Origin of the sequence: Mycetocola miduiensis (assembly GCF_900115155.1) — a bacterium.
Classification (GTDB): Bacteria; Actinomycetota; Actinomycetes; order Actinomycetales; family Microbacteriaceae; genus Mycetocola_A; species Mycetocola_A miduiensis.
The window spans coordinates 135,912-156,878 of sequence record NZ_FOVM01000003.1 but is presented as its reverse complement, the minus strand read 5'-3'; the positions used below and the strand labels follow the sequence as shown (position 1 = coordinate 156,878).

The window sequence follows — 20,967 nt, the reverse complement described above, 5'->3', positions numbered from 1 at the left end:
GGACGAACGTGAAGAAGGAACGATGATCGGCTCTGCCGTCACGACGGTCGTCGTCGTCGGGGCCGGTTATGCCGGTGTGATCTGCGCCAACCGGCTTCGGTCCTCGATGACAGCTGATGAGGCGGCTGGCACCGTCATTCAGCTCATCAACCCAAGCCCACTGTTCTACGAACGCATCCGCCTGCACGAAATCGTGGCCGGCAGCAGAAAATCAGCGGCAATCCCGCTCGCTGACATGTTGCACCCCGACATCGACGTGGTGCTCGGCACTGCTGTTCGAATCGACGCGACCGTGGGGAGTCTCACGGTCCGGTCCGGGGACGAAACACTCGCCGACCTTCAATACGACACTCTCGTCTACGCCGTCGGCAGCACGTCGTCGGCACATCGCGTGCCGGGTGCCGCGGAAAACTCCTACGCCGTCGGCGACCCAGCGACTGCTGAAGCGGCAGCACGCGTCATTGCGGACGGGAGCGGCCGCCAGCGGATCGTCATTGTCGGAGGAGGATTCACCGGGGTCGAGACGGCGAGCGAAGCCGCACAGCAGTGGCCGGACGCTGAGGTCACCCTGGTCACGAACGGGCCGATCGTCGGGTCGATGCGGGGGGCGGCTCGGAGAAAAATCACTCGGAAGCTCGAGACGCTCGGCGTGACGATCCTCGAGCGCAGCCCGGTGGCCTCCGTGGCAAAAACCGCCCTTCTCTTCGCCGACGGCCCGGATCTCCCCTTTGACGTGTGCCTGTGGACGGCATCGTTCTCGGTTCCTGAACTCGCCTCAGGGAGCGGACTCGATTGCGACGAGATTGGGCGACTCCGGGTTGACGAGCACTTACGATCCCCTGAGTTCCCCAACATCCTCGGTGCCGGAGACGCCGTGCGGCTGCCCGATCCCTTCGGGCGTCATCTGCGCATGGGCTGCGCTGCCGCTCTTCCCCTCGGTGGCGCCGCCGCGGCAACCATCCTGGCCGCGCGCCGTGGCACACCGCTTCCGGTGGCTTCCGTGGGTTTCCTCCTTCAGTGCATAAGCCTCGGCCGTCAGGACGGGTACGTCCAGGTCGTCCGGGCGGACGACTCGCCTCGACCACTTGCATTCTCCGGCTGGTTGGGCGCCAGGATCAAGGAAGCGATCTGCCGGTTGACGGTCACCGGGCCGCAGCGAGAGGCGGGAAGACCCGGGGCCTACTGGGCGCCGAAAGGTCCGAAGGTCTCCGCTGTCCGCACCGTCGTCCCGCTCGCCCCGGGACAACCGGATGCAACAACGCCGGGGGATTTACGCAGCACCGGGCCCCTGCGCTAAATTTCGGAAACAGGGCCCTCCTCGGAGAAGCCTTCGTCAGCGACCACGCGCGTCCGTCCCGGGATGACGGGGTGCTCGGGCGTCACGGTGCCTGGATTCTCGTCGTAAGATGCCCTGAGCGATATTAGAACCGTAAGTTCGATTATCGGACAACGGGCCGACGATGTTGTCCGAACCGCCCACAGAGAAGTGAGGAAGCCGTGCAGTTCCACCACCACGGATATGTGTCCACAGATCCGCGAATCCAGCCAGCTGCAGGGGTGGGTATCGACCGCCCCGATGAACTTCCTGCCGAGGTCGACGTTCTCATCGTCGGAACCGGGCCCGCAGGCATGATCACGGCCGCGCAGCTGTCGCAGTTCCCCGGCATCACAACCCGCATCGTCGAGCGCCGAGGCGGCCGTCTTGCGATCGGCCAGGCCGATGGCATCCAGGCCCGCAGCGTCGAAACGTTCCAGGCGTTCGGGTTCGCCGAAAGGATCATCGCTGAGGCGTATCGCATCACCGAGATGGCCTTCTGGAAGCCTGACCCCTCCGACCCGTCGCGGATCGTTCGCCATGCGCGCGCGGACGACGACCCCACTGGCATCAGTGAGTTCCCGCATCTCATCGTCAACCAGGCTCGCGTCCTTGACTACTTCGCAGAAGTGATGGCCAACTCGCCGACCCGCATGAAGCCGGACTACGGATACGAGTTCCGCGGGCTGGAGGTGACCGGCGATGGCGACTATCCGGTCACCGTGACCCTCGGTCAGCCCGCCGGTGACAGCGAAGGAGGCGAGCGCGTGGTCCGCGCCAAGTACGTCGTCGGCGCTGACGGCGCCCGCAGTGGTGTGCGCCAGGCGATCGGGTGCACGATGGCCGGCGACCAGGCGTTTCACGCCTGGGGTGTCATGGACGTCCTCGCCGTCACCGACTTCCCTGACATCCGAACCAAGTGCGCCATCCAGTCGGAAGTTGGGAGCATCCTGCACATTCCTCGCGAGGGTGGCTACCTTTTCCGGATGTATGTCGACCTCGGTGAGGTGGCTGCCGACAACAAGGGAGCGATCCGGAACACGACCATCGAGGAGATCATCGCGAAAGCGAACGACATCCTGCACCCGTACACCCTCGATGTGAAGAACGTGGCCTGGCATAGCGTCTACGAAGTCGCCCACCGTCTCACCGACCGGTTCGACGATGTCCTACCCGAAGATCTCGGCACCCGCACGCCTCGCGTCTTCATCACCGGCGACGCTTGCCACACGCACAGTGCCAAAGCCGGCCAGGGCATGAACGTGTCGATGCAGGACGGTTTCAACCTGGGTTGGAAGCTCGCGCACGTGCTCGAGGGACGCAGCCCGGAAAGCCTTCTCAGCACGTATTCCGCTGAGCGCCATGTCGTCGCGCAAAACCTCATCGACTTCGACAAGGAATGGTCGAGCCTCATGGCACGCAAGCCGGAGGAGCTCAAGGACCCGGCCGAGCTGGAGACGTTCTACACGAGTACCGCCGAGTTCCCCGCTGGTTTCATGACGCAGTACTCACCGTCGATGCTGATCGCTGAGGCGACTCATGGGGCGTTGGCGACCGGCTATCCGATCGGCAAGCGTTTCAAGTCCGCCCCCGTGGTTCGCGTCTCAGACACCAACCCGGTCGAACTCGGTCACCACCACCGGGCAGACGGACGGTGGCGGGTCTACGCGTTCGCCGACTCTGCCGCGCCCGGCGAAGCGTCGGCAGTCGCTGAGTGGGCCGAGTGGCTTCGGACTTCACCGGAATCGCCCCTCATCGTCCACACACCTAAAGACGCCGACATCGACAGTGTCTTCGACGTCAAGGTCGTCTACCAGCAGGACCACACCGGACTCGATATCGGCCGAGTTCCAGAGACGTTTTTGCCCAGGGTCGGCCCGTTCGAGCTGATCGACTACGAGAAGGTGTATTCCGCCATTCCGGCGCGGAACATCTTTGAGCTTCGCGGGATCGACAGAGGCGGTGCGGTCGTCGTCGTCCGGCCGGACCAGTATGTCGCCAACGTGCTGCCGCTGACGGCAACCGACGAACTCGCGGCGTTCTTCAGGCCGATTTTCACGGCATGAGTCCCACCCCCGAGAAGGATGCCGGGAAAGGGCGCTCCGCCTGCGCCCCGGCATCCTCCGGAGGCGACCTCAGCGCCCGTAGGCTCGCGCGACGCTTTCGGCCCCGGACTTCAGGCGGTTGGCGATCTCGCTCTCGGATCGAGGAAGGGCAACGTGGATCACAGCGATGGACGCTGCCGGCTGCCCGGGCAGGACGAGCGGCACCGCGACCGACGACAGCGACGGGACCACTTCGTCGTGGCTTGACGCGTAGCCGCGGGCACGACTCTGGATGAGCTCCTGTCGCAACCCGTCACTCAGGTCGGCGGGCCATGCGCTCTCCGGCATCCCAAGAAGGATCGCTTTGCCCGGACCTCCTCGCGTCGTCGGGTGGCGGTGGCCCGGCCGATACGACACCACGGCGATACTCTGGCGGGGCATCGCGCTGACGAGCGTCACGGCCTCGCCGCTGTCGAGGCGCACGGCGAGCAGACACGTCATCGCGAGTTCGTTCGCGATCTCGTTGAGGGTTGGCAGGGCGGCCTGTTGGAGGTCCCGCGCAACGTTGGAGGTGAGGGCTGCGAGCCCGGCTCCCAGCGCCATGCGCCCCGCATCGTCCCGGGTGACGAGGTCATGGGCCTCGAGGGTGCGCAACAGACGGTACGCAACCGATCGGTGCACGCCCAGGCTCTCGGCCAGTTCGCCGATCGACAGGTTGCGGTCAGCGGTGGCGAGGATCTCCAGGAGACGGATGCCTCGGCTCAGCGTCTGGGATCCCGCTTGCGTTCCTTCGTCCGATGCCATCGACAAACCAGCTTTCGAGTCGGGCCAGGGGCGGGCATCCGCTTCACCCTCCCGCCTGTTCGATAATAGGACAGAAGCGTGGCCGTCGCCGAATGCGTGAAACGACTCCAGGCAGCCGGGTGACGTACGATCGGTGGGTGCCTCCCCGTTCGCCTCTGCCGCAACGACTCGGGCTCGATCCGGCGTGGATGCGGACCCCCGATCTCGACCGCTCGCGGCCGGACCCGTGGCCGAGTATGGGTGCCTGGCTCGGGGAGCGCCTGTCAGAATTCCTCGACGTGGCCGCGTTCCTCGCCGCTGGACGATTCGTCTACGAGTCGGGTTCGCCGGTGATCGGAACGGACCCATACCGACCGCACACCTTCGTCTGGTTCCACCGCGACTTGCGCGACGAGGCCGCCGTTCCCGGCGCCATCCGCGTGATATCCCAGGACGAGCGTATCGTCGTCGTCGACAAGCCCGCGTTCCTGTCGACGATTCCTCGGGGCCGGCATGTTGCGCAGAGCGTCGTGGTACGTCTTCGCGCGGAACTCGGACTGCCGGAGGTATCTCCGCTGCACCGCCTGGACCGTGTGACGTCGGGACTGCTCATCCTTGCGACGGAGAAACGCTGGCGTGGCGCCTACCAGTCGATGTTCCAACGAGGCGAGGTCCAGAAGGTCTACCGAGCGCTTGCGCCACTGCGATCGGACCCGGACCTGCCGGTCATCGTTCGCAACCACCTTCATAAACAGCGCGGTCGGATGCAGGCCGAGATCGTGGCCGGCGCTCCGGCCAACTCAGAGTCGCTGGTCGAACTCGAGGCGACGGTCGACGAGGCGACGGCCATCTATCGCCTCACCCCACGAACCGGGCGCACCCACCAACTCCGGATGCACATGCTGGGACTCGGGATCCCGATCAGCCAAGACCCGCTGTACCCGCTCGTGCGGGATGTTTCGGTGGATGACTTTGCCCATCCGCTGCAATTGCTCGCCAGCGAATTGAGCTTCACCGATCCGGTCGACGGCGAGCCTCGGCAGTTCACCAGTGCGCGCTCCCTGCCGTTGCAGGGGGAGCGCGTTACCGCGCGATGAACTCGGGTGGTCAACCTGGCTGACCCCGTGGCTTTCCGAGAAGCCGAGGGGTACCTTGTTGGCCATGCTTGGAGAAACCGCACGTTCGCCGACGTAGGAGCGCTTGCCCTCGCTGCGTCCATCCTGTTCGCAGGATCTCTCTCCACGGTGACCGCGCAGGCTGCCCCGGCCGCTGCCGTCTCCGCCGTCAGCGCTCAGGCTGCCGGCGCGGAGAGCGCTGTTATTGAATACGTAGCACGTGGTGACTCCTATGCAGCTGGACAGGGTGCCGGATCCTACGAGAACGCCTGCATGCAAAGCGCACTGAGCTACCCCGAGATGCTCGACGACGTCGACAGGGTGGAATTGGTCGCCGACGCCAGCTGCAGTGGCGCGACGACACGAGACGTGCTCACGCGTCAGCTCAGGGTTGTCGCAATGAACAGGGACGCGGACCTGGTCACGGTCACGGTCGGCGCGAACGACCTGGGAGGGGCCGCCGTTGTCGCGGCGTGCTCTACGTCGTTCGCATCGCCGGAGTGCCAGGCAGCGTTGGATTCTGTGTATGCCCTCCTGACCCCACGTGCCTCCGGGATACCGAGCAGGTTCGCCATCCGACTCACAACGGCATTGACCGGGGTGGCGATGGTCGCCCGAGACGCGAAGATCCTGGTGACCGGCTATCCTTACCTGTTCGAGACGCCGCCACCCTCCGACCCGAACTACGCCGCCATTGTCGAGATCAATTCCGCGACGGCACTGCTGAACGCCACAATCCAGGGGGTCGTGCAGCAGCTCGCGTCGAGGGGAGTCGACATCCGTTATGTCGACGTCACGGAAGCCTTCACCGGTCACGGTATCGGCAGCCCCGACCCGTGGATTCACGCGAGCGGACCCGACGCGTTCCACCCGACCGCCGCCGGTTACGTGGCGTACACCATGGCGATCACGTCCGCTCTCTGATCGGCCCAGCTGCCGGCGGGATCGTTCTCTCGCTGCCGTTCACCCACCGTTGACTGGTTCAGAACAGCCCGGCGTTTCGAGTGCCAAGCCACGGAACCGATGCGCTGGGGGAGCGATACGCCATCGACCTGGAGCCCGATCATGAGGCGAGGCGGTCGCCGTTCGCGCTCGTGCCGCATGCGCTCGACCAGCCGCAGACCCGTAGCGGTGCTCGCTTCAGCTCGGCCGCGAGGTGTGAGTCCTATAACTTGGCGATACCTGAGCCGATGATCACCACACCGGCCATGAGCGAGACAACGACCATGAGAATCTCTCCGTGGTTGACGAGCCAGGTGCGTGTGGCGTTCAGCGGTTTCCTCGTCTTCTCCGGCGCCGCCAGGTATCCGATGATCGGCGCGGCGACAGTTGATACGCCGACGAGGGTGAAGATGGCAATGACGATGGCCGCATCCCCCTCACGTAGTGACGCATCACCGATCACCACGGCCCCGGCCACGGAAAGGATCACGTTTTTCGGGCGTAGGGCGAGCGCGATCCCGAATCCCAGCGCCCCCCACGCGTTGATCTTGCCGAGCGTGCTCATCCAGTGGGGCAACTCGGACGGCGGCCTCGGCGGGTGGCGCCGCCACACGATGACCGGGTAAACGAGAAGCACACAGCCGAGCACCATCCGGAAGATTCCAACAGCCGAGTCATTTCGCCGCAGGAAGGATGCCGGGATCAGCCCGATGCCGATCGTGAAGAGGGTGAGAACCGAGGCCACTCCAACGGCCCAGCCGACGAGGAGCGCGATGCTCACGATGGGCTTCGCATCCGAGAGGAGGATGAGGATCGTCGCGAGGATCGGGACGGTACTGAGCGCCACGGCTATCGCAAGCGGCAGGATCTGCCCGATGGCCTCCGTCATGCCGACTCGCCGATCTGTGTCGTCCGATTTCGCCCGGGCGGCGTGACGTTCGCTCGTGGCGCTACGTCAGCGCCCTGGCTTTGAGCGCCGCAAATTCCTCCTGGGTGATCGCCCCGGACTGGAGGAGTTGCTGCGCCCTGGTGATTTCTTCGGAGGCGCTCGGCTGCGTTCCCCAGTGGGGCACGTAATCGGCCGGTTCGGCCGGGGTCGCCATGCCGCGGGAGTTGCGTTCGCTCATGCCCTTGCCCCTGGCGATGACGTAGACGATCACGGTCAGCAACGGTATGAAGACGAGGCAGATGGTCCACAGGGCCTTGAGCCACCCGTTCAGGGTCTCGTCCCGGTAGACGTCCACAAGGACGAGCACCAGCGCGAACAGGAAGGCGAAGAACACATAAGCCCAGAAGAACCACACGGTGATGTCCCACACGTTGCTCAACAACTCCATGCTGATCAGCTCCTCTACAGCGCCACCGTCATCGATTGTTCAGAAACATAACGCACTCGGGAGAGCGAATAGTCATCCGCAGTGGGTGACATTCGTTCGCCCGTTCTGGTGCGCATTGCGAGCTCGACTGATCGTCGTTTCGGGCGTTCACCCTCTGCGTATGACGACGGAGCGAAAGGCGGACCCGAAGATGAATGCGAGGCGTGGGAGGGCTCAACTGTGACCAGTGAATCGTATGAGATCGTCATCAAAGGCACGCTCAGCGAGCCGGTCGCCGACCTGATCGACGGCTTTGAGATCAGCAAAGTGGAACACGGCGAGACGCATCTGATCGGGTTGGTTCCTGACCAGACCAAGCTGCAGGGGATTCTCACGATCTTCGGCAACCTCAACATCGAACTGGTGTCGGTGAACCCGGTTTCGGGGAGTTAGCCTGGTTGTTCAGCCCGGCGGCCTCATCGGCACGCCCACATCGACTCCACCCTCGCGAGTGAGACGACTGCCCATCCTTACCATCATCGGCGCGGCGGTGAATCCACCCGCGAAGAGAGCTTCACCCTGCGAGAAACGAGAGGCCCTGGCGAGCATCGCAGGGGAACAAAACCGAAGATCGTGGCAAGGCCGTCGAGGTCGATCGGCGACGTCATCTTCATGAGCGCGAGGTTGTCGCACTGCGAAATGATGCTGGGGTGAATCCGTGACGGCCGCTGCGTCGACAGCAGGAGCCATAACCCGAACTTGCGGCCTTCCGCTGCGATCTGGATGAGTCGTTCGCGCACGGCTACGTGGAGCGGACTCTGCTGTTCAGGCGAGCCGAGGTTGTGTGCTTCGTCGATCACAAGCAACACCGGGCGTCGCAATTCCCGCTTCGCCCAGAGGTCGTCGAGCACCGCCATCGCAACGACGAGCGATTCGTTTGGATTGTCGAACCCGCCGAGGTCGAGCACTGTCGCATCGGGCCGGGTGTCGATGATGTCGGTGACCGCCTCGAAGCCCCTGGCCCAGACATTCCAGTTGAGGAGACCGAGGTTCTCGACACGCGCGGCGAGTGCGGTCGCGGAAGGAGTGCTTTGTGCGAGCAGAGCCGAGACGACATCATTACCCTCGAGCGCCCCCATGGTTTCCTCAATGTGGAGGAGTTCGCTGAATTCTTCGCGATCCTCGAGCGGATCGAGGTGCATCACGGCTGCCTTGGCCTGAAGGGAAAGATCGACGAACCTGACCCGAAGGGAGTCGGGGTCCGGTGATGAGGGCCGAAGGATCCGGATGTCACGCTCAGCGAGTGTGCGTGCGGAACCCTGGTCTCCTGCTGAAGGGTTGGGCTCACGAACCCGGACGAAGTCACCGTTGGGGTCGAAGATCACCATCGGCAGGCCGGTGTGAAGCAGAAGTTGCTCGAGGACGACGCCGAGTGCGTACGTCTTGCCTGACCCGCTCTGCCCGCACCAGAAGGTGTGACGGTTGAACCGGTGGGGGAGAAGGTGCGCAGGGACGTCTGCGGATGCCAGGTACGAACCGATCTCGAGGACGGCCCCCGTGCCGTTGTACAACGCCTCGACCTCTGCGGCGTCAGCTGTCCGCACCCGAGCGGAACCGAACGGCATCGAACGGCGCTGGTCGAGTTCGTCGCCGTCCGCAGACACGATCCCGAGTATGCGGCCGGAGCCCTGCAGTTCGCCGCCACCGATCGAGAACGCGACATCCTCCACCTGGGCCCAGTTGCCGAACGCCGTTCTCAGCCTGGAGAGCGACGAACCCACCGGGTTCGAACGCGGACCGGAGCGACCCGGCGAACTGGAAGTATCTGCCATCGAGCGAGACCGCTGTCGTGCCGGGGATGAAACCGTCCGTGTCGCCCATCGTCGAATCCTCTGTTCTGCGCTCAACACCGTCCATCCTGAGCTCCCGCGGCGCTTGGCGAAAGAGTATCGCCGCGTGTCGGCCGCAGAAAGGTACGTACCGCCCTTCGTCGATTTCTCATGCTCTGTGGGTGATCTGCACTGTAGAAGGTGCGGGCAGAGTAGCCGTCAGCACACGAATCGGTACGAGTGAGGACCTCATGGCGGACCAGTCGAACGTCGACCTGCAGAGACGGATCGAAGAACTCGAGGCTGAAAACGGCGCGTTGCGCGAGCAGAGATCTGTGCCGCCGGCGGCACCGGCCGTCGGGGCGGCGCCCCGTCAGAAGCGACGCAGCTGGGGGTGGACGCTTCTCGCGACCGTGCTCATCGTGCTTGGCGCCGTCCTCGCCCCTGTCGCGCTCGTGGCATCCTGGACGAAGACCGCTCTCACCGACACCGACCGATTCGTCGCCACCTACGCCCCGTTGGCCGAGGATCCGCAAATGCAGGCCTACGTCACCGACCAGGTCGTTGCGGTGATCAACCAGCAGATCGACATCCCGGAGATCACCTCCGACGTCATCGACGGCATCACAGAACTCGGCACCGGACCCCGCGCCACGGAGGCACTCCAGGCGTTGAAAGGGCCGGCTGCGTCAGGAATGCAGACACTTGTCGAGAACGCGGTGACCCGTTTCGTGCAGTCCGATGCGTTTGCGAACGTCTGGGCAACCGCGCTTCGCGTGAGCCACACGCAGCTGGAACGGGCGATGGGGACAGATCCGGATGCCGCCCTCCAGCTCGGCGATAACGGCTCGATCGGCATTCAGCTCGGGCCGATCATCGCCGAGGCGAAATCCGCGTTGGTCGACAGGGGCATCAGTCTGGCGAATCAGATCCCCGAGGTCGACAGGACGATCATCATCGCCCAATCGGACGCGCTCGCTTCGGTGAAGCTGGCCTACGGGCTGGCGGTGACGGCGGGAGCGTGGCTACCGTGGACCGCCATCTTCCTGCTGGCGTTGGGTGTTGTCGTGGCCCGTCGCCGATCCATCGCGCTGATCTGGGCCGCCGTCGCGCTTGCCCTGTCCATGGCGCTGGCCCTCGCGGGGCTTGCGGTTGGCAGCATTCTGCTGATTTCGGCCTTGAGCCCGGCGGTTCTGCCATCCGGTGTTGCTGCTCTGCTCTACAACACCGTCGCGAGTGACATGCGAGCAACAGCGATCGCGGTCCTGGTGCTTGCCATCGTCGTAGCGCTTGTCGGCTGGCTTGCCGGCCCGTTCGATATTCCCCGGCGTCTTCGCGCTATGGCGAGCGAAGCTGCGGGTGCCGTTCGCGGGGCGGCCGAGCGCCGCGGGATCACGACCGGGCGTGTCGGAGTCTGGATTTACACGCGACGGATGCTGCTGAGGGGCGTGATTGCCGTCGTGGCTGCTGCTGTCGTTCTGTTCGTGCGGCCGATCACCGTTGAACTGACCCTGTGGACGCTGGTGCTCGCAGCCCTCGCCCTCGCAATCCTCGAACTCGTGCAGCGTCCTGTGATCACCGTCCCCGCGGCGGCCGAAGAAGGCGTGCCCGTCGTCGAAGTCGAGTGATACTGCCGGGAAACATGGCGCGCACACAACCATCCGAGAGGACGACATCATGAGCACTGCAGGTTCCCGCCGGGCCACGTCGCAATCGGAGTGGGAAGGATAGGTGCGGTTTGCGGCGATCATCCTTCTGGTCAGCGGTTTGTTCAGCGTCATCCAGGGGCTGGCCGCTGTCATCGGCCCCAACACGTACTACGCCGTCAGTGAAGGAGACCTGTGGCTCCTCAACGCGCAGGGCTGGGGCTGGACCAACCTGATCCTCGGTGCCCTCCTGATCGCCACCGGATTCGGGCTCTTCACCGAAACCGGCTGGGCGCGCGTCACGGCGATCATTCTCGCCGTTCTCAGCGCCGTCGTGCAGATGTTCCTCGTCCCGTTGCAGCCATGGTGGTCCTTCATCGTCATCGCCGTCGACATCACGATCATTTACGCTGTCGTGGTGCGAACCGCGGAGATCCGCGAGGCTCGCTGACCGCTAGCGTGGTGCGAACTCGGACAACTCTGTCGTGAAAGATCGTGGAGCCCGTTGACGGTCTCCACGCCCAGCCGCGAGTGCTTGCCCGGCCAGGGTGAACCGGCCGAGCGGTGACTACCGGTCGGAGAGCGCCGGAACCAGGCGCACGAGGCGTGCTGTGCTGGTCTCGTCGATCTCGGCGACGGTGTCACGAGACTTCACGAAATCGGAGAACGAGCGGAAGCCGAGTGCCTTCTCGCTGAACGAGGGATCCATCCGCTTCATCTGTGTTTTCACGTTCGAACTGTGCAGCCAGTCGGCGTCGTCCTTTTCGTGCCCCAGCCGCAGGGCCCGTTCGAGCAGCCCGGTGGCGACCTCCTGTGGGTCCGGTTCGACGTCGAATTCGTCGTCAACGACTGGTTCAGGCGACTTCGCGCGCCGTGACGCCCGACGGCGCGGTGCGCCAAGAGCCGACTCCGGATCTGAGAAGACCGGCGCGGCAGGAGGGGCGACATCCTTCGCAGGTTCTGCTGAAGTGGCATCCGTCGCTGTCTTCTTGGAGCGGGAGGGACGCGTGGCCGCTGGGGCCGCCTCAGGGGCCGCCGTGGCTTCGGCCGCCGGGGCGATCGGCTTCACACCTGGCAGCGCGTCGTATGAGGCGAACTCGTCACAGGCCGCAGCGAGCGACCGGCTGGTCGAGCCAGCGACGCCGATGCCGACAACGTACCGGCCCAGCCGTTTGCAGCGTTGCGCGAGGGGGATGTAATCGGAGTCGCCGGCGACGATGATCACGTGGGTGAGGTCGGGGAGCCGGAACATGTCTTCAACTGTGTCGACGGCGAGACGGATGTCGGCACCGTTTTTCGCGTACGCGGCGGCCGGGAACAACTGCACGAGATCGACGGCGCGGTTGACCAGCTGACCGCGGTAGTCGGCGTTCACCGGGGCGGACCAGTCGGCGTACGCGCGAGTCAGCACGATGGTGCCGAACGACGACGCGAAGTCGATGATGGCCCCGACGTCGACGGTGGCGCGGTTGAGTTTCTCGGCGATCTCCGGGTCGGCTTTGCGGTCTGCGGGGCTGAACCCACGCGGTTTGTCGCGCATGAACTGGCTGCGTCCGTGCACCTGGTCGTACCGAGAGATGACGATGTTGTCGAAGTCGATGTAGACGGCGACGCGTGGATCGACGGCTTCGGGCATGAAGTACTTCTCTCAGTCGGGGGCGTCTTCTTAGTCTGGTCGGTGTGTGGCGGGTGCGCCAACTGCGGCCCCGAAGGACGGCTGGCGTCTCTTTCTTCTACTCGTCGTGCGATGTGAGATATCCGCGATGTGCCGACAGCATCTCGAACTCCGGACGGTTCGCCACCGAACGCTCCACCTCATCGAGCACATCGACGGCGTGCCGGCGATCCGCTGACACGACGGTCGTTCCGATCGCAGTGCGTCGATGGAGATCGAGGTGACCGACCTCGGCCGCGCTCACCTCGAAGCGGCGCCTGAGCTCCGCGACGAGGGGTCGCACCACTGAGCGTTTCTCCTTGAGGGTATGCACGTCCCCGAGTAGGAGGTCGAATTCGACCCAGCCGATCCACATCCCCTCAGGATGCCACGGGCGCGTCCGGCCGTTTGCGAGCGAGCGGGGTGTGGCGGGGCGGCATCCGCGTTGCGTGGACGAGAACGGCCGGACTTTTCGCGAAAGTCCAGCCATTCGCGACCGAGCAACGGCGCGAACAACCGTTTGCGGCCGAGCCGTGTGTGGCGGGGCGGCTAGCGCCGAGGCTTGCGCGCCGGGCGGTCATCACGGTCGTCGCCACGCTTGCTTGGGGCGCCGCGGTCGGGCCGAAGCTCGATCAGCTTGCCACCGATGCGCGTGCCGGTGAGCCTCGAGAGCACGTCGTCCGGCAGGTCTGCCGGCAGTTCGACTAGCGAGAACTCCGGTCGGATGTCGATGTGGCCGAAGTCATTCCGGCTGAGGCCGCCTTCGTTCGCGAGGGCGCCCACGATCTGACGCGGTTCGACCTTGTGGCGTTTGCCGACAGCGATGCGGTAGGTCGCGAGCGACGAATCGCCGGCACCACGTGGACGGCGCTCAGGTCGGCTGCCGCGGTCGCCCTTGTCGAAACGTGACGGGCCGCGGTCGTCCCGGCTCGGCCGGGAGGCGGACGCTTCCTTGCGGTCACGCTCGTCGCGGTCACGCTGGGCGCGCATCTCCTCTGGGGAAAGCAGAAGGGGGGTGTCACCCTGCGACACAACGGCGAGTGCGGCCGCGACGTCGGCTTCGGGCACGTCGTGGTGCTTCACGTAGTGCCCGATGATGTCGCGGAACGCTTCGATCCGGTCCGGCTGGCCGAGTGCCTGCGTGATCGCGTCGTCGAAGCGGCTCAGACGCGTGGCATTGACGTCGTCGACGCTCGGCAGCTGCATCTGTGTCAGCGGCTGGCGGGTCGCCTTCTCGATGGCGGTGAGCAGCCGGCGTTCACGCGGGGTGACGAAGCTGATCGCCGTGCCGCTGCGTCCGGCTCGGCCGGTGCGTCCGATGCGGTGCACGTACGACTCCGTGTCGATCGGGATGTCGTAGTTGACCACGTGGCTGATGCGATCGACATCGAGGCCGCGAGCGGCGACATCCGTTGCCACCAGAATGTCGAGCTTGCCCGACTTGAGCTGGTTGACGGTGCGCTCGCGCTGTACCTGCGCGACGTCGCCCGAAATGGCTGCGGCGGAGTATCCGCGCGCACGGAGCTTCTCGGCGAGGGTTTCGGTCTCGTTCTTGGTGCGGGTGAAGACGATCATGCCTTCGAAGTTCTCGACCTCGAGGATGCGGGTGAGGGCGTCGACCTTTTGCGGGTACGAAACGACGAGGTAGCGCTGCGTCGTGTTCACCGAGGTCGTGGTCTTGCTCTTGACCGTGATCTCTTCGGGGTCGTGGAGGTACTTGGCCGAGATGCGGCGAATCGCCGACGGCATGGTCGCTGAGAAGAGAGCAACCTGCTTGTCGTCGGGGGTGTCGGCGAGGATCGTCTCGACATCCTCGGCGAAACCCATCTTCAGCATCTCGTCGGCTTCGTCCAGGACGAGGTACTTGAGCTCAGACAGGTCGAGGGTGCCTTTGTCGAGGTGGTCCATGATGCGTCCGGGGGTGCCGACGACCACGTGGACTCCCCGGCGCAGCGCCGACAACTGGACGCCGTAACCCTGGCCGCCGTAGACCGGCAGCACGTGCACGCCCTTCAGATGGGCGGCATACTTCTCGAACGCTTCACAGACCTGGAGGGCGAGTTCACGGGTCGGGGCGAGTACGAGTGCCTGCGGAGTCTTCTGCGACACGTCGAGGCGGGAGAGGATCGGCAGGGCGAATGCGGCGGTCTTGCCGGTTCCGGTCTGGGCGAGACCGACGACATCGCGGCCCTCGAGGAGCGGGGGAATGGTGGCGGCCTGGATTGCCGACGGAGTTTCGTATCCAACATCACGCAGTGCCTTGAGCACGGCGTCTGCGAGTCCAAGCTCGGAGAAGTTCTGGCCGGCGGTTTTCTCGTCGCTGGGCGCGGTGGTTTCAGGGGAAGTCATAGGACTAACGGTAGTCCTATGCGGGTGTGTATCGGTCGTGCGGATGCTCCGCCTTCGGGGAGAAGAAGTTCCGGCTCACGGTCGGTTCTCAGGAAGGCGGGAACAGCCGCGGTAGGTCTCCTGTTCTTATCAACGGCACGATGCCCGACAATGGACAGTGTTCAACATGAGGAGGCCACACATGACCGGCACGACTGAAACCGCGATCCTCGCAGGCGGCTGTTTCTGGGGAGCGCAGGAGCTCCTCCGCAAACGCCCGGGAGTTCTCTCGACCCGCGTCGGCTACTCAGGCGGGGAAACCCCGAACGCGACGTATCGCAACCATGGGAACCACGCGGAGGCGGTTGAGATCGTTTTCGACCCGACGCAGATCTCCTACCGTGACTTGCTTGAGTTCTTCTTCCAGATTCACGACCCCTCGACCAGGAACCGCCAGGGCAACGACATCGGTGCGAGCTATCGATCGGCGATTTTCTACCTCAGCGATGAGCAAAAAAGCGTCGCCGATGAGACCATCGCCGACGTCGACGCATCCGGCCTCTGGCCGGGCAAGGTCGTCACCGAGGTCACTCCCGCCGAAGACTTCTGGGAGGCAGAGGAAGAACACCAGGACTACCTGGTGAAGTACCCCAACGGCTACACCTGCCACTTCGTCCGCCCGGGCTGGAAGCTCCCGCACCGCGAGGCGGAAGTCGCCGGCTAGGTCGCAGACGTGAAGACGCCCTCGAGAACCTGGTTCTCGAGGGCGTCCGTGCGCCAGGGGATCAGCGGCTGACGGACGTTTCGGACAGGATCTCGTCGATCTGGGCCATCGCCTCCGTCGTGCCCTCTTCCATGCCCATCTCCGACATCTGCTCGAGCTGATCAGCGCTCTTGAATGTCGTGACCGACGTCATCCGTGTGATGCCGCCATCTTCCTCGAGGGTGACGACGCAGCGCGTCGTGTCTGCTGGGTCGAGAGGCTCGCCGTCGTCTCCGGCGAACCCGTCATCGAACTCGAAGCGGCGCGGCGCCGACACGTCGATGATCTTCCACCAGCCTCGCGCCTTCTCGCCCTCCGGACCCGTCATGTAATAGCGGGCATCCCCGCCGCGCCGGAATTCGAGCTTGTCGAACGTCGCGGGCCAGGTCGGGGGTCCCCACCACCGTTCGAGCAGGCGGGGGTTCTCCCAAACCTGCCAGACCTGGTCGACGCCGGCGGTGAATTCCGCGGTGACGGTGAAGGTCAGGTTGTTCACGTCCTTGTGTGAGCTGATCACGGTCACTGTTCTGTTCCTTTCTCTGGTTCGGCGAGGAGGATGTCTCCGATGCGTGCGGCACGTGAGTGCCAGATCTTCTCGTAAGCGTCGAGCAGCTGTGCCGCCCGGCGGAGGGTATCCGCATTCGAATGCACGAGCTGTTCCCGGCCCCGCCGCACCTTGGTGATGAGAGACGCACGTTCGAGCACCGCCACATGCTTCTGCACAGCGGCGAAGCTCATCGCGTAGTGTTCGGCGATCGCCGAGACGGACAGTTCGTGGGTGAGGGTGCGCGCCACGATGTCGCGGCGGGTCGCATCCGCCAGTGCCTGGAAGATGCGATCCACCTCAGTGTCCCGCTCGCTATCTACAACCATTTGGTTGCACATTAGCACCGGCGGCGTTTCCCGCCAAGGGGTTTACCAACGATTTCCCGCCGATCCGTCAGTTCTCCGCTGCCGGAGCGTCGTATCGAAAAACGTCGTCGATCGGAACCTGGAACACCCGGGCAATCTGGAAGGCGGTCTCGAGCGAGGGGGAGTAGCGGCCCTGCTCGATCGCGATGACCGTCTGGCGGGTGACAGCGATGGAGGGGGTGAAGATGGTCACGCTGACTCCTCGAGGGTCGGATCGGATGCTCTAAATGTAAAGCGGAGTGAACCTCGTGTCAGGAATTTTTTACATCATGTCTTGTCCACTGACATGCGACAAGCGGAGGGCGCGGGAGCGGCGGACGGAGCCGGTGTTAGGGTGACCGCCGGGGCGCTCACTCGCACCACCCGCCGGAGGAGGATTGTGGACGAAACTGACGATGTCTGGTCGATGGTGTCGGCGGAGTGGGCCGAGCTCTGGGGCGACGTCGCCGATCCGGTGCGCCGCGCAATCCTCGATGCCACCGGCATCCGTCCGGGAAGCAGGGTTCTGGACATCGGCTGCGGGAGCGGTGAGTTTCTCCGCATGCTCGCCGACGCCGGAGTCGCCGCCGCGGGGGTCGACCCGGCGCCCGGCATGATCGAGCTCGCTCGTGCTGCGGTTCCCGAGGGCGACATCCGCCCGGGCGGCGCAGAATCGTTGCCGTGGCCCGATGCGTCCTTCGGCGTTGTGGCGGCGATCAATGCCCTGCAGTTCACCGAGGACCCGGATGCCGCGGTCGCGGAAATGGTGCGGGTCACGCAGTCGGGCGGATTCGTGGCTGTGGCCAACTGGGCTGAAGGGGCTCGTAACGATATTCACGGAATCGAAGCGGCCGTCGCCCGATCGTTCGGGGAAGCCCCGCAGCCCGACGGCGAACTGCGGATGCCTGGGGGACTGGCCGAACTTCTTCGCGACGCGGGACTCGAAGTGGTCGTGACCGACATCGTGGACGTCGTCTGGGGAGCCGAAAACGACGATCGCCTGGTACGCGGTGTCCTGCTGGGCGAGGACGAAGAAGGCATTGCAGCGGGGTTCGATACCGTGACGGCCGCCGCCAGGCCCTTCCGGACGCCGTCTGGCGGCTATCGCCTGGTCAATGCGTTCCGCTATGCGGTCGGTCGCACGCCGACCCCGGGTTCGTAAAGGCGCGCGGAACAGGGACATACCCTCGGCGTCCAATCCGGATCAGAATGGCTATCGCGGGGCATGAACCTCGCGCACCGGATGAGAAAGAGGGTTCCCTCGATGACACTCGCGATCCGTTCAGACGCCTTCGACGACGGTGAGCCGATTCCCAGGCGGTTCACTGGCGACGGCGACAACGCCATTCCGTCACTCACCATCGACGGGATCCCGCCCGCTGCGGTGGAGCTCGCGGTGATCTGCCACGACCCTGACGCCCCCGGTCCTGGCGGGTTCACCCACTGGACCGTCTATGGCCTCGCCCCGACGACGACGACCGTCGAGGACGCCGACTACCGGGAAGGGCCGAATGATGCAGGCCGATCGGGCTGGTACGCCCCAAAGCCCCCGGCGGGCCACGGTGCGCACCATTACGCCTTCACCGTCTACGCTCTGTCCAGGTCCGTCGACGGGTTGCCTTCCCGCGACGAGTTCCTCCGCAGCCACGTCGATGCGATGGTCGGCCAGGCTACGCTCGTCGGCACCTACGAGCGCTGAGCCGACCCGACCGGAGGCTTTACGGTCGGTGTTGGTGGCGCGCGGCACAGCCATCGAGAGACTTGCGTTTCCTGTTGTTTATCGATATCTTTCTATCGATTCGGAAGAAGGCTCTCTCATGGGAAAACTCCCCATCCTCGCGCTGCGCGTCGTGATCGCGCTTGCGCTGATCGGTTCGCTCGGTGTCCAGATCCTGATGATGCCGCTCATCTGGGCGGATCTCGAAGAAACCGACGACCGGCTCCGCATTCTGCTGATCGTCATCCTCGTCCTGGGCATCCTGACCATGCAGGTCAGCGCGTTGTGCGTGTGGCGTCTGCTGACGATGGTGCGCCGCGGCTCAGTATTCACCCGAGGTGCGTTTCGGTACGTCGACACCATCATCGGGGCGATCGCGGCTGGCTCCATACTCACGTTCTTGCTCGCCATACTGCTTGCCCCGGGCGACGCCGCACCGGGCATCGTCGGACTGATCTGCGGTGCGGCCCTTGTCATCGCCGGCGTCGCACTGATCGTCCTCGTGCTGCGTGCGCTTCTGGCCCAGGCTGTCGCCCGGGAACTCGAAGCCGAGCAGCTGCGATCCGAGCTGAACGAGGTGATCTGATGCCGATCATCGTTGACATCGACGTCATGCTTGCCCGTCGGAAGATGGCCGTCGGCACGCTCGCCGAACGGGTCGGGGTCACGCCCGCGAACATCGCTGTGCTGAAGAACGGCCGGGCCAAAGCCGTGCGGTTCACCACCCTCGAGGCGCTCTGCGACGTTCTCCAGTGCCAGCCAGGCGACCTGCTGCGCTGGGAGCCCGAGAGCCCGGTGAACTCTGGAGGAGTGTCGGAGGATCAATCTAAGCTCGGGGCATGAACCCCAGCGACGAGGTCAAGGTCCGGATCGTTCCATGGAGTGCCGACGATCAGCCGGTCCTCGAGCGGAGCAACACCCCCGAGATGACGGTGTACCTCGGCGGGCCCGAGTCGCCGGAGAAGATCGTCGAACGACAGTCGAGGTTCCTCCGGCTGTGGCAGAGCGGCGAAGCTCGCATGTTCACCATCCGGGTCGATGGGATCCCGGATGCCGTCGGCTCGGTCGGCTACTGGACCACCACCTGGCATGATGCCCCCGTTTACGAATCCGGGTGGAGCATCGCCACCGCCCACCAGGGCCGCGGGTTCGCCTCGAAGGGCCTCGCCGCCTGCCTGGAAGACGCCGCCGATCACGGAGACAGAGACACCCTTGTTGCGTTCCCGCGGATCGACAACGGGGCATCCAATGCGTTGTGCCGCTCGGTGGGCTTCGAATTCGCGGGGGTGGAGGACTTCGAATACCCGGCTGGCAACCCGATCAAGGTACACGCGTGGCGGTTCGATCTCGCCCGGCTGCGTGACGCCCGCCGGGAGGGTTGACGGCACGCCGACCGCGGGCGCAGGATGGGCGCGCAATCACCGCACCGTTCCTGAAACAGATCGCCGCACAGTTCCTGAACGAAGAACGGCCGGGCGGGATGCGACGAACGCCGGGATGGCCAGCGCGCTCCCTTCATGATCCGGTCATGTCACGCACCAACCGGAAAGAACTCCCATGAAAACATCACGAACAGCGTTGTTTGGTGCCGCGACGGCGGCACTTCTGCTGCCAGCCCTTCTCGTGCCCGCCGCTGCTTCGGCCACACCGAACACCGGCGAACCCACGGTCACCGTTCTCGCGTCGGGCCTGCAAGGCACAACAGGAAGCGCAATCGGCCCCGACCGGGCGCTCTACGTTCCCCAGAGCGCAACCGGCGAGATCACCCGCATCGATCTGGACAGCGGGGCGACCTCGACCTTCGCCAGCGGCCTGCCGTCGGATGTCGTCGGCATCGGCGGTATCACGGACGTCGCCTTCGTCGGCGACACCGCATACGCCCTCGTCACCCTGGTCGGCCCGGATGTCGGTGGTTCAGAGGTGAACGGTATCTACCGGATCGACGACGCCGACAGCTTCACCCTGATCGCCGACCTCGGCGCCTGGTCCACCATGAATCCTCCTGACACGCCCTTCGACCAGCCCAGCGGTCTGCAATTCGCGCTCCAGCCGGTGCACGGCGGCTTCCTCGTCACCGACGGGCACCACAACCGCGTTCTGCTTGTGACGCTCGATGGCTCCGTTTCGGAGGTGATCCAGTTCGAGAACGTCGTACCCACCGGGCTGGATGTGAAGGGCCGCACGGTATACCTCGCTCAAGCCGGGCCGGTCCCGTACCTGCCCGAGGACGGCCGGATCGTCAGCTTCTCCTGGAAGGCAGACAGCCCAACAGCCAGCACCGTCGCATCCGGATACAGCCTGATGATCGACGTCGAAACCGGTCGCTGCGGTTCGCTCTTCGCCCTCTCGCAGGGGGATTCACCTGGTGACGTGATCGAGGGCTCTCCTGCCCTTCCGGACAGCGGAGAACTGCTCATGGTTCACCGCGACGGTGAGGTGTCGGTGATCGCCGAAGACCTCAACCTGCCCACGTCACTCGAAGTCGTCAGGAACACGGCCTACGTCGTGACCCTCGGTGGCGACGTCCTTAAGATCACCAACCTGATCGGCCACGGGGACTGCCAGGGCACCAGGCACGGACACTAGCGGGATCGGCGCTAAACCGCAGGAGGGACCCCACCCC

At 64.9% G+C, this 20,967-nt stretch carries 24 protein-coding genes; 14 read left to right on the top strand and 10 right to left on the bottom strand.

The window, feature by feature from the left end; translation table 11 throughout:
• The first annotated feature begins 22 nt into the window (after positions 1-22).
• Positions 23-1,297 (top strand): NAD(P)/FAD-dependent oxidoreductase, encoded by a 1,275-nt coding sequence (locus BM197_RS06600; protein ID WP_090709937.1) that lies wholly within the window; start codon positions 23-25, stop codon positions 1,295-1,297.
• Positions 1,298-1,497: 200 nt separating this feature from the next.
• On the top strand, positions 1,498-3,381 hold the full coding sequence (locus BM197_RS06595; RefSeq protein WP_090709935.1) for an FAD-binding monooxygenase: 1,884 nt from the start codon (positions 1,498-1,500) through the stop codon (positions 3,379-3,381).
• 69 nt (positions 3,382-3,450) lie between these two features.
• Here the strand turns inward: BM197_RS06595 and BM197_RS06590 are convergent, their stop codons facing one another.
• Positions 3,451-4,164, bottom strand: coding sequence for an IclR family transcriptional regulator (locus tag BM197_RS06590; protein WP_090709934.1), 714 nt, complete (start codon positions 4,162-4,164; stop codon positions 3,451-3,453).
• Between the two features lie 137 nt (positions 4,165-4,301).
• On the opposite strand from BM197_RS06590, the gene BM197_RS06585 reads away from it, so the two are divergent.
• Positions 4,302-5,240: a pseudouridine synthase gene (locus tag BM197_RS06585; protein WP_218151833.1), complete on the top strand. Its 939-nt coding sequence runs from the start codon at positions 4,302-4,304 to the stop codon at positions 5,238-5,240.
• A 27-nt stretch (positions 5,241-5,267) separates the two neighbouring features.
• On the top strand, positions 5,268-6,182 hold the full coding sequence (locus BM197_RS06580) for an SGNH/GDSL hydrolase family protein (protein ID WP_177216748.1): 915 nt from the start codon (positions 5,268-5,270) through the stop codon (positions 6,180-6,182).
• Between the two features lie 241 nt (positions 6,183-6,423).
• Here BM197_RS06580 and BM197_RS06570 read toward each other — a convergent pair whose 3' ends face one another.
• Positions 6,424-7,089 carry a GAP family protein gene (locus BM197_RS06570; RefSeq protein WP_090709927.1) on the bottom strand — a complete coding sequence of 222 codons (666 nt, stop codon included), beginning with the start codon at positions 7,087-7,089 and terminating at the stop codon, positions 6,424-6,426.
• 61 nt (positions 7,090-7,150) lie between these two features.
• Positions 7,151-7,537 carry an SHOCT domain-containing protein gene (locus BM197_RS06565; RefSeq protein WP_090709926.1) on the bottom strand — a complete coding sequence of 129 codons (387 nt, stop codon included), beginning with the start codon at positions 7,535-7,537 and terminating at the stop codon, positions 7,151-7,153.
• 219 nt (positions 7,538-7,756) lie between these two features.
• On the opposite strand from BM197_RS06565, the gene BM197_RS16090 reads away from it, so the two are divergent.
• Complete coding sequence (locus BM197_RS16090) at positions 7,757-7,969, top strand: hypothetical protein (protein ID WP_143095016.1); 213 nt, start codon at positions 7,757-7,759, stop codon at positions 7,967-7,969.
• An 83-nt stretch (positions 7,970-8,052) separates the two neighbouring features.
• On the opposite strand, the gene BM197_RS06555 is transcribed toward BM197_RS16090, so the two are convergent.
• Complete coding sequence (locus tag BM197_RS06555; protein ID WP_245762426.1) at positions 8,053-9,348, bottom strand: ATP-binding protein; 1,296 nt, start codon at positions 9,346-9,348, stop codon at positions 8,053-8,055.
• A gap of 248 nt (positions 9,349-9,596) precedes the next feature.
• Here BM197_RS06555 and BM197_RS06550 point away from each other — a divergent pair, with 248 nt between their 5' ends.
• Together BM197_RS06550 and BM197_RS06545 are read left to right on the top strand one after the other, a co-directional pair.
• Positions 9,597-10,973 (top strand): hypothetical protein, encoded by a 1,377-nt coding sequence (locus BM197_RS06550; RefSeq protein ID WP_090709922.1) that lies wholly within the window; start codon positions 9,597-9,599, stop codon positions 10,971-10,973.
• A 103-nt stretch (positions 10,974-11,076) separates the two neighbouring features.
• Positions 11,077-11,442 carry a DUF7144 family membrane protein gene (locus BM197_RS06545; protein WP_245762425.1) on the top strand — a complete coding sequence of 122 codons (366 nt, stop codon included), beginning with the start codon at positions 11,077-11,079 and terminating at the stop codon, positions 11,440-11,442.
• Positions 11,443-11,559: 117 nt separating this feature from the next.
• On the opposite strand, the gene BM197_RS06540 is transcribed toward BM197_RS06545, so the two are convergent.
• From BM197_RS06540 to BM197_RS06530, 3 genes are all read right to left on the bottom strand, one after another.
• On the bottom strand, positions 11,560-12,627 hold the full coding sequence (locus BM197_RS06540; RefSeq protein ID WP_090709920.1) for an NYN domain-containing protein: 1,068 nt from the start codon (positions 12,625-12,627) through the stop codon (positions 11,560-11,562).
• 97 nt (positions 12,628-12,724) lie between these two features.
• Positions 12,725-13,021: a DUF503 domain-containing protein gene (locus tag BM197_RS06535; protein ID WP_090709919.1), complete on the bottom strand. Its 297-nt coding sequence runs from the start codon at positions 13,019-13,021 to the stop codon at positions 12,725-12,727.
• Positions 13,022-13,194: 173 nt separating this feature from the next.
• Entirely contained in the window at positions 13,195-14,994 is a 1,800-nt protein-coding gene (locus BM197_RS06530; protein ID WP_090709917.1) for a DEAD/DEAH box helicase, read from the bottom strand.
• 181 nt (positions 14,995-15,175) lie between these two features.
• Between BM197_RS06530 and msrA the strand changes: the two genes are divergently transcribed.
• Complete coding sequence (gene msrA, locus BM197_RS06525) at positions 15,176-15,697, top strand: peptide-methionine (S)-S-oxide reductase MsrA (RefSeq protein WP_090709915.1); 522 nt, start codon at positions 15,176-15,178, stop codon at positions 15,695-15,697.
• A 61-nt stretch (positions 15,698-15,758) separates the two neighbouring features.
• Here msrA and BM197_RS06520 read toward each other — a convergent pair whose 3' ends face one another.
• The 3 genes from BM197_RS06520 to BM197_RS16455 form a co-directional block, all read right to left on the bottom strand.
• The gene (locus BM197_RS06520) at positions 15,759-16,259 is read right to left on the bottom strand and encodes an SRPBCC family protein (RefSeq protein ID WP_090709913.1); all 501 of its coding nucleotides are present in this window, start codon (positions 16,257-16,259) and stop codon (positions 15,759-15,761) included.
• Entirely contained in the window at positions 16,256-16,609 is a 354-nt protein-coding gene (locus BM197_RS06515) for an ArsR/SmtB family transcription factor (protein ID WP_090709911.1), read from the bottom strand. The genes BM197_RS06520 and BM197_RS06515 overlap by 4 nt, the downstream gene beginning before the upstream one ends.
• A 67-nt stretch (positions 16,610-16,676) precedes the next feature.
• Positions 16,677-16,868 carry a helix-turn-helix transcriptional regulator gene (locus BM197_RS16455; protein ID WP_218151844.1) on the bottom strand — a complete coding sequence of 64 codons (192 nt, stop codon included), beginning with the start codon at positions 16,866-16,868 and terminating at the stop codon, positions 16,677-16,679.
• A 159-nt stretch (positions 16,869-17,027) separates the two neighbouring features.
• On the opposite strand from BM197_RS16455, the gene BM197_RS06510 reads away from it, so the two are divergent.
• The 6 genes from BM197_RS06510 (at position 17,028) to BM197_RS06485 (ending at position 20,930) form a co-directional block, all read left to right on the top strand.
• Positions 17,028-17,789 carry a class I SAM-dependent methyltransferase gene (locus BM197_RS06510; protein WP_245762424.1) on the top strand — a complete coding sequence of 254 codons (762 nt, stop codon included), beginning with the start codon at positions 17,028-17,030 and terminating at the stop codon, positions 17,787-17,789.
• A gap of 102 nt (positions 17,790-17,891) precedes the next feature.
• Positions 17,892-18,326 carry a YbhB/YbcL family Raf kinase inhibitor-like protein gene (locus BM197_RS06505; RefSeq protein ID WP_090710224.1) on the top strand — a complete coding sequence of 145 codons (435 nt, stop codon included), beginning with the start codon at positions 17,892-17,894 and terminating at the stop codon, positions 18,324-18,326.
• 118 nt (positions 18,327-18,444) lie between these two features.
• Complete coding sequence (locus BM197_RS06500; protein WP_090709907.1) at positions 18,445-18,930, top strand: DUF2975 domain-containing protein; 486 nt, start codon at positions 18,445-18,447, stop codon at positions 18,928-18,930.
• Positions 18,930-19,187, top strand: a complete 258-nt coding sequence (locus BM197_RS06495; protein WP_090709906.1) for a helix-turn-helix domain-containing protein — start codon at positions 18,930-18,932, stop codon at positions 19,185-19,187. Before BM197_RS06500 ends, BM197_RS06495 begins: the two co-directional genes overlap by 1 nt.
• Positions 19,184-19,726: a GNAT family N-acetyltransferase gene (locus BM197_RS06490; protein WP_090709904.1), complete on the top strand. Its 543-nt coding sequence runs from the start codon at positions 19,184-19,186 to the stop codon at positions 19,724-19,726. The genes BM197_RS06495 and BM197_RS06490 overlap by 4 nt, the downstream gene beginning before the upstream one ends.
• Positions 19,727-19,901: 175 nt before the next feature.
• Positions 19,902-20,930: a ScyD/ScyE family protein gene (locus BM197_RS06485; protein ID WP_090709902.1), complete on the top strand. Its 1,029-nt coding sequence runs from the start codon at positions 19,902-19,904 to the stop codon at positions 20,928-20,930.
• The last annotated feature ends 37 nt before the right edge of the window (positions 20,931-20,967 follow it).

Coding starts and splice junctions, on each gene's coding strand:
- BM197_RS06600 (WP_090709937.1), top strand. CDS start 23: ATGATCGGCTCTGCCGTCACGACGGTCGTCGTCGTCGGGGCCGGTTAT.
- BM197_RS06590 (WP_090709934.1), bottom strand. CDS start 4,164: ATGGCATCGGACGAAGGAACGCAAGCGGGATCCCAGACGCTGAGCCGA.
- BM197_RS06570 (WP_090709927.1), bottom strand. CDS start 7,089: ATGACGGAGGCCATCGGGCAGATCCTGCCGCTTGCGATAGCCGTGGCG.
- BM197_RS06565 (WP_090709926.1), bottom strand. CDS start 7,537: ATGGAGTTGTTGAGCAACGTGTGGGACATCACCGTGTGGTTCTTCTGG.
- BM197_RS06555 (WP_245762426.1), bottom strand. CDS start 9,348: ATGGCAGATACTTCCAGTTCGCCGGGTCGCTCCGGTCCGCGTTCGAAC.
- BM197_RS06550 (WP_090709922.1), top strand. CDS start 9,597: ATGGCGGACCAGTCGAACGTCGACCTGCAGAGACGGATCGAAGAACTC.
- BM197_RS06540 (WP_090709920.1), bottom strand. CDS start 12,627: ATGCCCGAAGCCGTCGATCCACGCGTCGCCGTCTACATCGACTTCGAC.
- BM197_RS06535 (WP_090709919.1), bottom strand. CDS start 13,021: ATGTGGATCGGCTGGGTCGAATTCGACCTCCTACTCGGGGACGTGCAT.
- BM197_RS06530 (WP_090709917.1), bottom strand. CDS start 14,994: ATGACTTCCCCTGAAACCACCGCGCCCAGCGACGAGAAAACCGCCGGC.
- msrA (WP_090709915.1), top strand. CDS start 15,176: ATGACCGGCACGACTGAAACCGCGATCCTCGCAGGCGGCTGTTTCTGG.
- BM197_RS06515 (WP_090709911.1), bottom strand. CDS start 16,609: ATGGTTGTAGATAGCGAGCGGGACACTGAGGTGGATCGCATCTTCCAG.
- BM197_RS06505 (WP_090710224.1), top strand. CDS start 17,892: ATGACACTCGCGATCCGTTCAGACGCCTTCGACGACGGTGAGCCGATT.
- BM197_RS06500 (WP_090709907.1), top strand. CDS start 18,445: ATGGGAAAACTCCCCATCCTCGCGCTGCGCGTCGTGATCGCGCTTGCG.
- BM197_RS06495 (WP_090709906.1), top strand. CDS start 18,930: ATGCCGATCATCGTTGACATCGACGTCATGCTTGCCCGTCGGAAGATG.
- BM197_RS06490 (WP_090709904.1), top strand. CDS start 19,184: ATGAACCCCAGCGACGAGGTCAAGGTCCGGATCGTTCCATGGAGTGCC.
- BM197_RS06485 (WP_090709902.1), top strand. CDS start 19,902: ATGAAAACATCACGAACAGCGTTGTTTGGTGCCGCGACGGCGGCACTT.